This window comes from Cellulomonas taurus (assembly GCF_012931845.1).
Classification (GTDB): Bacteria; Actinomycetota; Actinomycetes; order Actinomycetales; family Cellulomonadaceae; genus Cellulomonas; species Cellulomonas taurus.
Window position 1 is genome coordinate 1,181,077 of sequence record NZ_CP051884.1, and the last position, 15,458, is coordinate 1,196,534.

Here is a 15,458-nt window from a genome sequence, read left to right on the forward strand (position 1 = left end):
GTCCTCACTTAGGCTGGGACCGTGAGCAGCAGCGACCTTCCCGACGGCTACACCGAGGCTGATCGGGAGCGTTGGGTGCCGGAAGCCCCCAAGTCGCGCGCCCGCAGCCCCTTCGAGCGCGACCGCGGCCGCCTGGTGCACTCCTCCGCGCTGCGTCGGCTCGGTGCCAAGACCCAGGTGCTCGGCCCCAGCTCCGACGACTTCATCCGCACCCGCCTCACCCACACCCTGGAGGTGGCCCAGGTCGGTCGGGAGATCGGCAAGATCCTCGGCTGCGACCCGGACGTGGTGGACACCGCCTGCCTGGCGCACGACCTCGGTCACCCGCCGTTCGGGCACAACGGCGAGCGCGCGCTGGCGCACCTGTCCCGCGACATCGGCGGCTTCGAGGGCAACGCCCAGACCCTCCGGCTGCTCACCCGGCTCGAACCCAAGGTGATCACCGAGGACGGCGGCAGCGCCGGGCTCAACCTGACCCGGGCCAGCCTGGACGCCTCGGTGAAGTACCCGTGGGCGATCGGGCAGGGGCCGGTCAGCGCGACCAGCGGGCGACCGACGCACAAGTTCGGCGTCTACGCGGACGACCAGCCGGTGTTCGACTGGCTGCGCGGCGACGCCCCCGTCGGGCGCAAATGCCTGGAGGCCCAGGTGATGGACCTCGCCGACGACATCTCCTACTCGGTGCACGACGTCGAGGACGCGGTGGTCGGCGGCCGGTTCGACCTGGGGGTGCTCGGCCAGCCGGAGGAACGCGCGCGGGTCGTCGAGGCGATCCAGACCTGGTACGGCGACGCCATCGACGCGGCCGGACTCGAGGCCGCGATGGACCGCCTGGTGCGCGCCGACCTGTGGCGCACCGGATTCGACGGGTCACGTCCGGCCCTGGCCGCGCTGAAGAACACCACCAGCCAGTTGATCGGCCGGTTCGCCCGCGCCGCCCAGCTCGCCACCCGCGAGGTCTACGGCCCGGGACCCCTGACCCGGTACGCCGCCGACCTGATCGTGCCCACCGCGACCACCGCGGAGATCCTGGTGCTCAAGGGCCTGGCCGTCGCCTACGTGATGGCCCCCCGCGAACTCGAACCGCTGTACCAGCGCCAGCGCGAGATCCTCGCCGATCTGGTGCACGTCCTCGCCGACCGCGCCCCGGTCAGCCTGGAACCGCCGTTCGCCGCCGACTGGCGGGCCGCCGCCGACGACGGTGCGCGGCTGCGGGTGGTGATCGACCAGGTCGCCTCGCTCACCGACGTCTCCGCGGCCGCCTGGCACGCGCGGTTGGCGCCGCCGCCGCGGTACTGAGTGGCGACCACCTAGTTCCCACGGTCGACTACTCGGTAAACCCGACAGTCGCCACCTAGTGCCGGCTTCCTGGGCGTGAACTGACCGGAGCGCTCACCCGCGCTGACCGAACGTCCGCTGGGAGGAAACACCATGAGCACGATGAAGGCAGCAGTCGTCCACGAGTTCGCGCAGCCGCTGACCGTCGACGAGATCCCGGTCCCCACACCCGGACCGCAGCAGGCGCTGGTGAAGGTCAGGTTCTCCGGCGTGTGTCACACCGACCTGCACGCGGCGCACGGCGACTGGCCGGTGAAGCCCAGCCCGCCGTTCGTCCCCGGCCACGAGGGTGTCGGCGAGGTCGTGGCGATCGGTGACCAGGTCACCCGGGTGGCCGTCGGCGACCTGGTCGGCAACGCCTGGCTGTGGAGCGCCTGCGGCGAGTGCGAGTACTGCGAGACCGGCTGGGAGACGCTCTGCCCCCGGCAGGAGAACGGCGGGTACTCGGTGGACGGGTCGTTCGGGCAGTACATGCTGGTCGACGCCCGGTACGCACCGCTGATCCCGGCGGGGGTCGACCTGGCGGCGGTCGCCCCGATCCTGTGCGCCGGGGTCACCGTCTACAAGGGCCTCAAGCGCACCGACACCCGGCCCGGCCAGTGGGTGCTGATCTCCGGCATCGGCGGCCTCGGCCACATCGCGGTGCAGTACGCGGTGGCGATGGGGCTGCGGGTGGTCGCGGTGGACGTCGACGACGAGAAGCTGGCACTGGCCCGCACCCACGGCGCCGAGATCACCGTCAACGCCCGCACCAGCGACGACCCGGCCGCCGAGATCCAGCGGCTGACCGGGGGCGGCGTGCAGGGCGGTCTGGTCACCGCCGTCAACGGACACGCGTTCCCGCAGGCGATCGGCGCCCTGCGGCGCGGCGGCACCGTCGCCCTGGTCGGGCTGCCGCCGGAGCAGTTCCCGCTGGACATCTTCAGCACCGTGCTGCTGGGGCTGACCGTGCGCGGCTCGATCGTCGGCACCCGCAAGGACATGGCCGAGGCGGTGGACTTCTTCGCCCGCGGCAAGATCCAGCCGACCTATACCGTGCGCCCGATGTCGGACATCAATGCGATCTTCGGCGAGATGGAGCGCGGCGGGATCGACGGCCGGATCGTGATCGACCTGGACGCCTGATGCGCGACCGGCTGGGCGCCCGAGCCGGGACCGACTGCGCGCCCGAGCCAGGACCGACTGCGCGCCCGAGCCGGGACCGACTGCGCGCCTGAGCTGGGACCGACTGCGCGCCTGAGCTGGGACCGGCTGGGCGCCTGAGCTGGGACCGGCCGGGCGCCTGAGCCGGAGTCGATTGCGCGCTTGAGCCGTGACGGGCCGGCCGTCGTCCCGACCAGGGGGCGGCGGCCGTCGGGCCGTCCGGCGGCACTAGGATCGTGGCGTGGCAGGACGGATCCGGCGGGAGGACGTGGAGGCGGTCCGCGAGCGCGCCCGGATCGAGGACATCGTCGGCGAACAGGTGGCGCTGAAGACCGCCGGCGTCGGCTCGATGAAGGGCCTGTGTCCTTTCCACGACGAGCGCACCCCCTCCTTCCACGTCCGGCCCCAGGTCGGGCTGTACCACTGCTTCGGCTGCGGCGAGGGCGGCGACGTCATCGACTTCGTGCAGAAGGTCGACGGCCTGCCGTTCAGCGAGGCGGTCGAGTACCTGGCCGGGCGGGTCGGCATCCAGCTGCGGTACGAGGAGGGCGGCGGCCCGCGGCCCGGGATGGAGCCCGGCACCCGACAGCGGCTGCTGGAGGCGCACCGGGTGGCCGGTGAGTTCTTCGCCGAGCAGCTGCTCACCCCCGGCGCCGCGGCTGCCCGCGACTTCCTCGCCGGGCGCGGCTTCGACCGGTCGGCGGCCGAGCAGTTCGGCATCGGGTACGCGCCGCAGAGCTGGGACCAGCTGCTCCGGCACCTGCGCGGTCGCAGCTTCACCGAGAAGGAACTGATCGCCAGCGGGTTGATGAGCCAGGGCAACCGGGGGATCTACGACCGGTTCCGTGGTCGCCTGGTCTGGCCGATCCGCGAGGTCACCGGCGACACCGTCGGCTTCGGGGCGCGGCGGCTCTACGACGACGACCAGGGCCCCAAGTACTTGAACACCCCGGAGACGGCGCTCTACAAGAAGTCCCATGTGCTGTATGGCATCGACCTGGCCAAGCGGGAGATCGCCCGCACCAAGAAGGTCGTGGTCGTCGAGGGCTACACCGACGTGATGGCGATGCACCTGTCCGGGGTCGGCACCGCCATCGCGACCTGCGGCACCGCCTTCGGTCCGGAGCACGCGCGGATCGTGCGGCGGTTGATGGGCGACGTCGGTGACAAGGGTGCCGTCGTCTTCACCTTCGACGGCGACGAGGCCGGGCAGAAGGCGGCGATGAAGGCGCACGAGCAGCAGGGGACCCTGGGCGTGCCCGCCTACGTCGCGGTCGCCGATGAGGGCATGGACCCCTGCGACCTGCGCCAGCGCAAGGGCCCGGACGCGGTGCGCGCGCTGGTGGACTCCCCGCCGCCGCTGTTCCGGTTCGTGCTGCGCCGTCAGCTCGCCGAGTACGACCTGAGCACCGTCGAGGGCCGGGCCGGTGCGCTGCGCGAGTGTGCGCCCACGGTGGCCGGGATCCCGCGGCCGGACCTGCGCGAGGGGTACACCCGCGAGCTCGCCGGGTGGTTGGGGATGGACCTGCCCACCGTGCAGCAGGCGGTGCGGGCGGCCGGTGCCGCGGCACGGTCGGCGGCGAACGGTCGCGGCAGCCAGGACGGTCGGCCGGGAACCGACGGCCGCGGGTCCAGCGCGGATGGTCGGGGCGGGATGGACGGTCGGGGTCTGGAATCGCGCGGTCGGACCGGCCAGGCGGCTGGACCGGGCGAGCGCGGCGCGGATCCGGTGCCGGTGCTGCAGATGCCGATGCCCGACCCGCGCGACCCGGTGGCCACCACCGAGCGTCGTGCCCTGGAGGTCGTGCTCCAGCTGCCGGACCTGGTGCCGGTCGAATTCGATCAGCTCGAAGCGGAGACCTTCGGCGCACCCGCCTACCGGGCCGTGCACGCCGCGATCCGGGCCGCCGGTGGGGCGACCCGAGCCAAGGTGCTGGCCGCCGATCACGGCACCGCCGCCTGGGTGGAGGCCGTGCGCGAGCAGTCGGCGGGTCCGGTGCACTCGCTGATCACCCGACTCGCCGTCGAACCCATCCCGGAGGACCGACCGGACAAGCTGCCCGGCTACGCCCGTGGCCTGGTGATGGCGCTGGTCGAGCTGGCGCTCACCCGGCACATCGCGGACCTGCGCGGCCGGTTGCAGCGACTGGACCCCAGCGCCGAACCGGATGCCCAGCGCGAGGTGTTCCAGCAGTTGCTCGCCGCCGAGGACCAGCGGCGAGCGCTGCGGGAGAGCGCCTGAGTGGTGGCGGTGCGGGCGACGTCGGATCGCCATCGGTGCTCCGACGTGCCAGCCGTCGATCGCCACCGGCGCCGCAAACAGGCCGGCAGCCGGACCGTGACTGGTGCTGCCGACGTGCTGGCCCGGGTTGCGGCGGGACGGGCGCCGCGCGCGCACCGGGTGCGCGCCCCGGTTGTGCTCCGAGGCGCGCACCCTGTCGCTCAGTAGTCAGTCAGCGGAGCCCGCGCCCCCGGCCTCGGTGCGACGCCGACGGACCATGATGAGCGTGCTCCCGGTGACCACCAGCGCGAGTCCCACGGCCGCGCCGAGGCGGAGGGGACTGCCGGTCAGGGCGAGGAGCAGCGCGACCGGTGGCGCCGGAGCAGGGGCAGGGGCGGCCACGGTCAGCGTCTCCGAGCTGTCGCCGCAGGTCCCGGTGCTGAGCACCGTGCCGTCCGGGGCGCGGGTGGTCTCCACGAAGCCGTAGCTCCCGGTGGCGTCGACCCGGTGCCGGTCGGTGTCGCCGGTTCCGGGGCTGGTGGTGATCGTGATCGGCGCCGAGGTCCACACCAGGGTGTCGGGCGAACAGACCAGTGGCCGTCCGGCGGGGGAGCGGAACAGCGCGGCGGTGGTGGTCGCACCCTCGGGGATGTCGCCGGCCCAGCTGATCGTGTCCCACAGCTCGTCGCCCACCGTCGGTGTGTCGGAGTCGGCGTGCGCGCTGGTCGTCACCTCGGCGGGGGCGGGGACCCGGACCGTCTCGGTCTCGGCGCCGCACACCCCGCGGTGCACGACCTGCCCGGAGGGGTTCCGCAGGGTCTCGACGTAGCCGTAGGACGCGCCGGGCTCGGCGGTGACCGGTACCTCGGCGGAGATGAACGCACCCGCCTCGGTGACGGCGATCGGGTCACCCGGTGCGAGCAGCGTCTCCGGTGAGCAGATCGGCTCGTCCCCGGTCCAGTGGAACAGATCGTTGGTCAGGGTCAGCCCGCCGTCGGGAACGGTGCCGAAGACGTCGGTGGCGTCGCTGAACGTCACGCTGTCGCCCGCCGCGACGTCGCCCATCGGTTGGATCGTGGTGGTGACCCGCAGCGGTTCGTCCTCCGGCCTCGGGGGCACGACCGTGAACTGTTCGGTGGTATCGGCGACGGAGGTGGTCAGGGGACCGGTCCGGTCGTCCCCGGCGAAGACGGTGCGGGCCACGACCGTGCCCGGCAGCGGGTCGAGCACCCCGTCGCCGTCGCCGTCCCGCTCCGATGCCGGCCACCGCAGATCGGGGGAGGACAGGGTCTCGAAGCCGTTGTCGGCGTCGCGGCGCACCGTGCCGATCAACGTGGCAGCACCCTCGTCCAGCCCGGCGTCCGTCACCGGGACGTCCGTCGGGAAGAACCACACCTCGGTGAGCTCGTCCGGCCGGTCGCCGTCGAAGCCCGCGCCGCCGCCGAACGTCCCGTGATCGCTCGGGTAGCCCTCCGCCCACAGGTCGTCGACCAACCGCAGACCGCCGCCGGTGGCACGCACACTCAGGCTGGTCACCACAGTCGGGGTGTGGCGGACCGACGTCGTCTCGGCGGGCAGCCCGAAGCTGTCCTCCCACGCCTCCAAGAGCGCACGGCGTTCCACCGGGGGCATCGCCGACCGATCGACCCGCCACCGCCAGGTGAGGAAGCCCGGTGCGGTCTCGGCCAGCGCGGCCGGGTCGGCGCAGGCGCGGTAGGTGCCCGGGCCGTTCGCTGCCACCTCGACCTCGGTGACGAGGACGGCGGTCGGCGGGGTGGTCTCGCTCGTGGTCGCCGGCTGCTCGCCCGCCCACCACAGCGTCGCCGTCAGCGGGACCTCCACCGGAGTCGTGCCGATGGACAGCCACGGATAGCCCGCTGCCGGCTGCAGGTCCAGCGTGTCGCACACCGGCTCACCCGGGTCGACCACCGCGTCCTCGACCGCCGACACCCCGGTCACCCGGAACCCATGGGCCACCAAGAAGGAGACCGTCGGCCCGGTGCGCTCGGTCGGCCCGCCCGACCGGCCCGGGTGCAGAGCCAGGTTGTCCTGCCGGCTCGGGTCCATCGCCTGCAGCTCCAGCTGCGCGGTGCGCAATCCGGCGAACCGAGGCCGCACCACCACCTCACCGACACCGGTCGCCACATAGCCCAGGGTCAAGGGCCCGTCCGGTGTACTGCCGGTCCACGTGTTCGACTCGTCCGGGTCGGCCCGGTGGTTGCCGTTCAGATCGAAGACGGCGCGGTCGCTCGGCACCAGGGCGCCGGAGTCGTCGGCGGTGAGCAGCTCCACCGTCGCGTCCAGGCCGGACACCCACGCACCCGCCGCACTCACCACCCCGAGGTCGCTGATCGTGCCGTAGCGCAGATCGTGCGGGCTCACCGCCGGGGACGAGTCCCGATACGGACCCGCCTGCGCCGTCGCGGTCGCCACCATCGCCGCCGAACGCTCCCGCACCTCCACCGGTGCGGCGGCCGCCAGCAACTGCTTGGCCGCCTCGACGTCACCGCCCGCGACCACCCCGGGCACCTCCGCCCGCTGGTGCACCGTGTAGGCGATCGCCGCCTGATCCAGGGCATTGGACGGGTCGGCGAAGGTCTCGATCACCCACGCCAGCACTGGGTCGTCGTGCAGGGTCACCGACACCGGCGGCGCACCGACCCCCGGGGCCACCCACATCTGCAGGCACCACGACATCGCGGCATCCACCCCGGTGGGGACCTCGAACGCGCCCAACCAGGTCTCGCCGTAGCCCGGGATCGGGACGTGGATGCCCTGCCCCACGGTGCCCTGGGTGGCGGCCGCCCGTGGCACCGCCGGGGCGGACGCCAGCAGACCGGTCAGGAAGAGCAGCACGCCGATCAACAGGCTCAGGCGTGGCTGGCAAGGGGTTCGTGGTCGCATGGGTGTGGTCCTCCGTCGCTGGGTGCTGATGGCGGAGGAGTCAGCCAGAACCGGGTGGCGGGCGGCGAGGGGGAGAGCGGGTCGGCTGTGGACCACGGCGGCGGTGCGTCACCTGTGCACAGTCGGAGGGCGGTTGGTGGAACGGCGCCGGAAGGTGGGGCGCGGCCACAGGGTGGGGGCCCGCGCGGAGAAACAGAAGACCCCCAGCGGCCTGGGCCACTGGGGGTCGGATGCTCCCTCGACTGGACTCGAACCAGTAACCGTCCGATTAACAGTCGGATGCTCTGCCAATTGAGCTACGAGGGATCGTGCGGGCAAAACTCTAGCAGCACTCAGCCGGTGCTGATGACACCCGTGCGGGTCAGGCTCGCAGACCGGCCGCCGACCGCACCTCGCGCTCGGCGGAGTCGATCAGTGCGGCGACGCCCGGGTCGGCCAGGTCGACCTGCGGCGATCCGATCACCTGGGTGAGCAGGGCACCCGCCGGGTCGCGCCGCAGGGCGATCCGGACCGTCCCGGCACCCGGGATCTGCACGTTCTGGACGTGCACGACCGACGACTGGACGCGCTCGCGGAAGGTCTGCGTGAAGCGCGCCGGGCGCTGCTCGGCCAGCGGGAACTCCTGGGCGTGTCCGGTGACCCAGTGCACGGTGATCGCGGGGGTCTCCGGGTCGAAGCTGCCCCGGTCGACGTCGGACCAGGGGTGGGCCTCGTGCTCACCCGCGAGAGGCAGGATGTGCAGGGCGAGGCGGGTGGCGACGAGCCAGCCCTGGTCGTCGGCCAGCCTGGTCGCGGACAGGACCTTGTCGCCGGCGGGCAGATCGAGGCCGCGGCGCAGGGAGTCGGGCAGGCTGGGGCGGCGGGTGAAGAGCGGCACGGTGCCACGGTAGTCCGCTGGTGCTGAGGTGTAGGCCAGGTGGGGCTTGAACCCACGACCGACGGATTATGAGTCCGCTGCTCTGACCGGCTGAGCTACTGGCCCTTGGTGCCGAGCCAGGCTAGCGGACCCGGCACCCGTGCCGTGGCAGGTACCGGGTCCGGTGTAGTGCTCAGGCGAGGCCGTTGGGGTACCCGCCGAAGACCTGCACGCCGTAGTACCGCCCGTTGTACTGGACGACGCCGATGCCGATGTGGGTGAAGGACGGGTTCACCATGTTGGCCCGGTGCCCGGCGGATTGTTCCCACTGGGTGGCGAGGGCGGCGGGGTCGTAGCTGTTCCAGGCGATGTTCTCGCCTGCTGCCCGCCAGCCTGCCGGGATCTGGGTGCTGTAGTTCGGGTTGTGCCGGAAGTCGCCGGTGGTGGCCATCTGGGTGGCCCAGGCGGCGGCGACGGCGTCGAGGCGGGTGTTGCGGGTGAGGGCGGTGCGGCCGTCGGTGGCGCGGACGGCGTTGGTGCGTTGCAGGATCATGGCCTCGGCGGGGTCCTGGTCGACCACGGCGGGGGCGGGGGGCTGGAGTTGGCCGTTGACGTAGTGCTGGGCCTGGCCCCATCCGCTGCTGGGCCCGACGCTGCTCTGGGCGGTGGCGGGGGCGGCGAGGGCGAGGGTGAGGCCGACCAGGGTGACGGTCGTGCCGAGGGCGATGCGCTTCATCGTGGGACTCCTCACGGTTCGGTCCTGGGTGTTCCGCACCTGGTGCCAGGGGAACCCACCGCCCTGGTCGGCGCATCCGGAAGCGCGCCGACCAGGGCGGATGGGGTCAGAGCCCGAGGGTCTCCCGCAGCCAGGCGGCCTGCCGCTGCCAGTGGTGTCCGCCGCCGCCCTCGTGCTGGTTGTACGGGTAGACCTCGATGGTGGAGGGTCCGCCCCAGGCGTGGTGGGTGGCGAAGACGGTGGACGGCGGGCACACGGTGTCCAGCAGCCCGACCGAGAACAGCGACGGGGCGGTGGCCCGGGCGGCGTGGTGCAGGCCGTCGAGGTAGGACAGGGTGCGGAACACCTGCTCGACCTGGTCGCGGTGCACGGACAGGTAGCGGGGGATCTCGCCGTAGGGGTCGGTGTCGGAGACCTCGATGCCGCGGGCGATGTGGCACAGGAAGGGCACGTCGGGCATGGCGGCGGCCAGGCCCTCGACGAGTCCGGCGACGGCGACGGTGAGTCCGCCGCCCTGGGAGCCGCCGGCGACCACGATCCGGTCGTGGTCGATGCGGTCCAGGGTGCGCACGGCGTCGATGGCCCGCACGCAGTCGGTGATCAGGCGCCGGTAGTAGTGCTGCTCCGGGTCGAGGATGCCGCGGGTCATGAAGCCCGATCCGGCGGGCCCGGAGCCGTGCGGGTCGGGGGTGTCGCCGCCGCTGCCCCAGCCGGAGCCCTGGCCCCGGGAGTCGACGAACAGGTGGGCGTAGCCGCTGGCGGCCCAGGTGAGGTGCTCGTGCGGGAAGCCGCGACCGCCGCCGTAGCCGTTGTACTCGACGACGATCGGCAACGGTCCGTCGGCACCCGCCGGGCGGACCAGCCAGGCGCGCACCGGGTCACCGGCGAAGCCGGGGAAGGTCACGTCCTGCACGTCGAGCAGGCTCAGGGGACTGTCGACGGGTCGCAGGGTGACCTGCATCGGGTGCCGGCGCGCCTCGGCGAGGGTGCGGGACCAGAAGTCGTCGAAGTCCGCCGGAGCGGCGACCTCGGGTCGGTAGGCGCGGAGTTCGGACAGGGGGAGATCGACCTGGGTCATGCGGTGGCCTCGACATCGTGGCTGATGGGAACGGGTGCAGTCTGCACCAGAGGACCCTGGTCGGGGGAGTGCGTCGTGGCGACCGATCGCAGGTCGTTGGCGGTGCGCAGCACGGGGGAGCGGGTCAGTGCGGCCGGGTCCAGCTCCGCGGTGGTGCGCACGGTGAAGGTGACCGAGTCCCCGGCCGCCAGGTCGACCAGCGCCTCGTCGACCACCGCGTCGGCCGCCAGGCGGTCCGGCAGCAGGGTGACGTCGCGGGCGGTGGAGTGGGCGGTGACCTCCACCCGGTAGCCCCCGTCGATCCGGGTGGCGGTGGCGGTGACCGGGTCCGGGTCGAGGGTGGAGTCGATGTCCTCGACGTGCACGTGCAGGTGCCGGACCCCGGTGAGTTCGGCGACCAGGATCTCGGTGCGCGGGTCGGTCGGTGCGGGGATCGGCAGCCGGGTCACGGCGCGCGGGGCGACCTCGACCGGGTGCACGTCCTCGGCGAGCACGGTGCCGTCGTGGCGCTGCCGCCGCAGGTGCAGGTCACCGGTCCAGGGCCGGTCGGTGTCGTTCACCAGTACCGCGTCGGAGTCCAGCACGGTCAGCAGCCGGTCGGCGCCGGCGTTGCGCAGGGCGTACCAGAGCGGCTTGCGGCGCTCCTCGGAGTCGACGGCCGCCCAGGAGGTGACCGGCCAGCAGTCGTTGAGCTGCCAGACGATCCACCCGGCGGTGTGCGGCCAGTGCCCCCGGTAGTGGGTGACGGCGTGCTCGACGGCGCGGGCCTGGTTGAGCTGGGTGGCCCAGTGCCAGTCGGTGAAGTCGGCCGGGATCCCGAGGTGCGGTGCCAGGCCGCGGTCGAGCTTGCCGTTGCCGTCGTCGGCCTTCTGGTGGATCAGGAAGACCGGGTCGGTCTTGGGGTCGTCGCCGGTGTGCACCCAGTCGGTGAGGGTGCGCCAGGTCGGCGGGCCCTGGAAGCCGAACTCGGAGCAGAACCGTGGCGTCTCGGAGCGGTACTCGCGGTAGTCCACCCGGTTCCACACCTCCCACTGGTGGTGGCTGCCGTGGTCGGGGTCGTTCGGGTGCAGGTCAGCCCGGCCCGGCGTGAAGGGACTGTTGTCGGTGTACGGCCGGGTCGGATCGAGCTCGGCGACGATGTCGCGGAACAGCTCGACGGCGTAGTGCTCGCCCCAGGTGGCGTCACCGAGCAGCTGCTGCCAGCCCCAGTCCTGGTAGCCCCAGAGGTTCTCGTTGCCGCCGTTCCAGATCACCAGGGACGGATGCGGGGCGAGGCGCACGACGTTCTCCCGCGCTTCGGCCTCGAACTCGGCGGCCAGTGGCTGCTCCTCCGGATAGGCGGCGCAGGCGAGCAGGAAGTCCTGCCAGACCAGCAGCCCGCGCTGGTCGCAGGCGGCGTAGAAGTCCTCCGACTCGTAGATGCCGCCGCCCCAAATCCGCAGCAGGTTGAGCCGGGCGCCGAGGGCCTGGTCGAGTCGACGGTCCAGGCGCTCGCGGGTGATCCGGGTCAGGAAGTGGTCGTCGGGGATCCAGTTGGCGCCCTTGACCGCGATCGGCCGACCGTTGACGTGCAGCACGAAGCCGTCGGTCAGGTCGAGGCGGACGTTCCGGAAGCCGATCTGCCGGGTCCAGGAGTCGAGGCCGTCGCCCAGGGTGACCGTGAGGGTGTGCAGCGGGTGGTCGCCGTACCCGACCGGCCACCACAGGTCGGCGTCCGGGACCGCCAGGTGCAGGACGGTGTGCTCGTCGGTGATCTCGCCCTCGACCCGGACGCCGCAGACCTCGGCGCTGACCGGCAGCGGTGCCGCGTCGACCAGGCCGGAGCGCTCGACGGTGACGTGCACCTCGACCCGACCGGTGCCGTCGTCGTCCACGGTGATCAGCGGACGCACCTCGGCCAGGCGGGCCGTGTGCCAGCGTTCGATCCGGACCTGCTTCCACAGGCCGACGGTGCGCAGGTCCGGCCCCCAGTCCCACCCGAAGGAGCAGGCCATCTTGCGCACGAAGTTGAACGGCACCGGCCAGTACGAGTTCGGTCGGTCGCCGAGCTGTGCGCGCAGTTCGTGGGCGTAGGCGGTGGCCGAACGCAGGTCGACGGTGAGCGGGTGGGCGGTGCCGTCGGCCAGGTGGCGGACGTCCACCCGGTAGGAGCGGTGCATGTTGGCGGTGCGCAGCAGTTCGGCTCCGGCGTAGCCGACGGTGCCCACGGTATCGATGCCGTCGAATGCCAGGTCGATGCGTTCACCGGCGGCGGGCGGGTCGAGGGTCAGGTCGCGGGTGTACCGCCAGTCGGTGTGGTGGAACCAGCGCAGGTCTTCCTCGTGCGCGTCCAGGTAGGGGTCGGGGATCAGGTCGAGGGCGAGCAGGTCGGTGTGCACGCTGCCCGGGACGGTGGCCGGGACCGGGCCGGCGGTGGTGATCGCGTCCGGGACGGGCCCACCGGTGGGCGTGATCGTCCAGCCGTCGATGAGTGGGGTGTGGTGCATGGTGGCTCCTGGGGTGCGGCCGAGGTCGGCAGTGTCGGACGGCATCGGGTCGGCGAAGTGTCGACCTCGGGGCGGACGTGCCGCCCTCGGCGGGGGTGCGGGTGTGGCGGGCGGGGTCAGGTGAGCTCGGCGAGGCGGCGGTCGGGGTCGGGGGCGGCCTGGGCCAGGAGCTGGGTGTAGGCGTGCTGGGGGTGCAGGATCACGTCGTCGGCGGGGCCGCGTTCGACCACCTGCCCCTGGAACAGCACCAGGATCTCGTCGGAGAAGTGCCGCGCCGTGGCGAGGTCGTGCGTGATGTAGAGGACGCCGAGGTTCTCCTCGCGCTGCAACCGGGACAGCAGGTTGAGCACACCGAGCCGGATCGAGACGTCCAGCATGGACACCGGCTCGTCGGCGACCAGGATCCCCGGCTCGGGTGCCAGTGCCCGGGCGATGGCGACCCGCTGCCGCTGCCCGCCGGAGAGCTCGTGCGGACGACGGTCGGCGTAGTCGGTGTCGAGGCGGACCCGGCGCAGCAGGTCGAGCACCCGTTCGCGCACCTGGGCGGCGGAGAAGCCGGGGTGGTGCAGCGCCACCGGCCGGGCCAGGTGGTGACCGATGGAGTGGTACGGGTTCAGCGAGGCGAACGGGTCCTGGAAGACCATCTGCACCGCCTTGCGGTACTCGCGCAGGCCGCGGCCACGGCGGGCCACCGGACTGCCGTCCACCAGGATCTGCCCGGAGGTCGGCCGCTCCAACTGCATCAGCAGTTTGGCGATGGTCGACTTGCCGGAGCCGGACTGCCCGACCAGCGCGATGGTGCGGCCGGGTTCCAGGGTGAGGCTCACCCCGTCGACCGCCCGCAGGGTGCGCCGGGCGAGCCGGTACTCCTTGACCACGTCACGCAGTTCCAGGGTGGTCATGCCACGTCCTCCTCGGTGGGTCCGGTGCGCAGGAAGTCGCCCCGTTCGCCGGTCAGGCTGGGGAAGGAGTCGAGCAGGGTGCGGGTGTACTCGTGCTCCGGGCGGGTGTAGAGCGTGACCGCGTCGGTCAGTTCGACGACCTCACCGGCGCGCATCACCGCGATCCGGTCGCTGATCTCCAGCAGCAGCGGCAGGTCGTGGGTGATGAAGACGACGGCGAAGCCGAGTTCGGCCCGCAGCCGGGTGATCTCCCGCAGGATCTCGCGCTGGACCACCACGTCCAGGGCGGTGGTCGGCTCGTCCATGATCAGCACCTGGGGTTCCAGGGCCAGGGCCATCGCGATCATCACCCGCTGCCGCATCCCGCCGGAGAGCTCGTGCGGGTAGGCGCGCAGTCGATCGGCGTCCACCCCCACGCTCTCCAGCAGCTCGCCGCAGCGGCGTCGACGGTCGGCCTTGGACATCTGCGGGCGGTGGGTGCTGAGCACGTCGGCCAGCTGGGCCTCGATCCGCAGCACCGGGTTGAGCGAGTTCATCGCGCCCTGGAAGACCATCGCCACCTTGTCCCAGCGGAAGGCGCGCAGGTCCTCGCCGTCCAGGGTGGACAGATCGACGGCGTATCCCTCCCGGGAATGGAACACCACCCGGCCGCCGACGATGGACGCCGGGGGCTTGAGCAGTCGGGTGATGGCGTAGGCCAGGGTCGACTTGCCGCAGCCGGACTCGCCCGCCAGGCCGAGGATCTCGCCGCGGTACAGGTCGAGGGACACGTGCCTGACCGCATGGACGGGCGGGTCGACCAGGTAGTCGACGCTCACGTCCTCGATCGACAACACCGGATGCGCGCTCATACCGTCGCCTCCTCGGCGGCCGCGAGCTGGGACCGGGACATCCGCCACTTCTTGCGGGTGGCCCGGGTCTGGGCGCGCAGCTTGGGGTTGATGATCTCGTCGATGGAGAAGTTGATCAGCGACAGCGCGGCCCCGAAGACCGCCAGCAGCAGACCCGGCGGCACGAACCACCACCAGGCGCCGAGCCGGAGCGCCAGTCCGTTCTGGGCGTAGAACAGCATCGTTCCCCAGGTGAAGGACCCGGTGGCGCCCAGTCCGAGGAAGGACAGCCCTGCCTCGCCGAGGATCGCCGCGATGATCGCCAGCACGACCTGGGACGCCAGCAGCGGGATCAGGTTCGGCAGGATCTCGACCGCGAGGATCCGCCAGCGCTTCTCCCCGGCGACCCGGGCGGCCAGGACGTAGTCCCGGTTGCGCAGACTGAGCGTGTACCCACGCAGCACCCGCGCCGACCCGGCCCAGCTGGTGATCGCCAGCACGACGGCGATCAGCCAGATGCTCTTGTCCGGCACGTAGGAGCTGATCACGATCACCAGCGGCAGGCCGGGGATCACCAGCATCACGTTGCTGAACAGGCTGAAGCTCTCGTCCCACCACCCGCCGGCGAAGGTGCCGACGATGCCGAAGAACGCGCTGAGCACCAGGGTCAGCACGCCGACCACCAGACCGATGGTGAGCGAACCGCGGGTGGCGTGGGCGAGCTGGGCGAAGACGTCCTGCCCGGTCTGGGTGGTGCCGAGGACGTGCTCGCCGGACGGTCCGGTGAGCCCGATGTCGCGGACGGTGGAGGGATTGCCGACCAGCAGCGGGCCGAGCACGCCGAACAGGACGATCGCCCCGGCCAGCACGAGTCCGATGATCAGCTTCGGGGTGACGCGCAGGGTGACCCGCTTGCGGGTCTGGACGACCTGCTCCGGGGGTGCGGTGATGACAGCCATGAGTC

Annotated in this window: 11 protein-coding genes and 2 tRNA genes; 3 read left to right on the forward strand and 10 right to left on the reverse strand. The window is 72.3% G+C overall.

The window, feature by feature from the left end; genetic code table 11:
• Positions 1–21: 21 nt before the first annotated feature.
• The 3 genes from HGK68_RS05315 to dnaG all read left to right on the forward strand — a co-directional run bounded on the left by HGK68_RS05315 (position 22) and on the right by dnaG (position 4,723).
• Positions 22–1,299: a deoxyguanosinetriphosphate triphosphohydrolase gene (locus tag HGK68_RS05315; RefSeq protein WP_169165017.1), complete on the forward strand. Its 1,278-nt coding sequence runs from the start codon at positions 22–24 to the stop codon at positions 1,297–1,299.
• A gap of 141 nt (positions 1,300–1,440) precedes the next feature.
• Entirely contained in the window at positions 1,441–2,463 is a 1,023-nt protein-coding gene (gene adhP, locus HGK68_RS05320; protein ID WP_169165018.1) for an alcohol dehydrogenase AdhP, read from the forward strand.
• A gap of 259 nt (positions 2,464–2,722) precedes the next feature.
• Positions 2,723–4,723, forward strand: coding sequence for a DNA primase (gene dnaG, locus HGK68_RS05325; RefSeq protein WP_169165019.1), 2,001 nt, complete (start codon positions 2,723–2,725; stop codon positions 4,721–4,723).
• A 207-nt stretch (positions 4,724–4,930) separates the two neighbouring features.
• Here dnaG and HGK68_RS05330 read toward each other — a convergent pair whose 3' ends face one another.
• From HGK68_RS05330 to HGK68_RS05375, 10 genes are all read right to left on the reverse strand, one after another.
• The gene (locus tag HGK68_RS05330; protein WP_169165020.1) at positions 4,931–7,606 is read right to left on the reverse strand and encodes a hypothetical protein; all 2,676 of its coding nucleotides are present in this window, start codon (positions 7,604–7,606) and stop codon (positions 4,931–4,933) included.
• Between the two features lie 233 nt (positions 7,607–7,839).
• Positions 7,840–7,912 (reverse strand) — tRNA-Asn (locus tag HGK68_RS05335).
• Between the two features lie 55 nt (positions 7,913–7,967).
• Positions 7,968–8,483 (reverse strand): hypothetical protein, encoded by a 516-nt coding sequence (locus HGK68_RS05340; protein WP_169165021.1) that lies wholly within the window; start codon positions 8,481–8,483, stop codon positions 7,968–7,970.
• 31 nt (positions 8,484–8,514) lie between these two features.
• A tRNA-Ile gene (locus HGK68_RS05345) sits at positions 8,515–8,588 on the reverse strand.
• Positions 8,589–8,655: 67 nt separating this feature from the next.
• Positions 8,656–9,198 (reverse strand): CAP domain-containing protein, encoded by a 543-nt coding sequence (locus tag HGK68_RS05350; RefSeq protein WP_169165022.1) that lies wholly within the window; start codon positions 9,196–9,198, stop codon positions 8,656–8,658.
• Between the two features lie 106 nt (positions 9,199–9,304).
• Positions 9,305–10,276, reverse strand: a complete 972-nt coding sequence (locus HGK68_RS05355) for an acetylxylan esterase (RefSeq protein ID WP_169165023.1) — start codon at positions 10,274–10,276, stop codon at positions 9,305–9,307.
• On the reverse strand, positions 10,273–12,762 hold the full coding sequence (locus HGK68_RS05360; RefSeq protein WP_246260614.1) for a glycoside hydrolase family 2 protein: 2,490 nt from the start codon (positions 12,760–12,762) through the stop codon (positions 10,273–10,275). Before HGK68_RS05360 ends, HGK68_RS05355 begins: the two co-directional genes overlap by 4 nt.
• A gap of 116 nt (positions 12,763–12,878) precedes the next feature.
• Complete coding sequence (locus tag HGK68_RS05365) at positions 12,879–13,664, reverse strand: ABC transporter ATP-binding protein (protein WP_169165024.1); 786 nt, start codon at positions 13,662–13,664, stop codon at positions 12,879–12,881.
• Positions 13,661–14,515 carry an ABC transporter ATP-binding protein gene (locus HGK68_RS05370; protein WP_169165025.1) on the reverse strand — a complete coding sequence of 285 codons (855 nt, stop codon included), beginning with the start codon at positions 14,513–14,515 and terminating at the stop codon, positions 13,661–13,663. The genes HGK68_RS05365 and HGK68_RS05370 overlap by 4 nt, the downstream gene beginning before the upstream one ends.
• Positions 14,512–15,453 (reverse strand): ABC transporter permease, encoded by a 942-nt coding sequence (locus HGK68_RS05375; RefSeq protein ID WP_169165026.1) that lies wholly within the window; start codon positions 15,451–15,453, stop codon positions 14,512–14,514. The genes HGK68_RS05370 and HGK68_RS05375 overlap by 4 nt, the downstream gene beginning before the upstream one ends.
• Between the last annotated feature and the right edge of the window lie 5 nt (positions 15,454–15,458).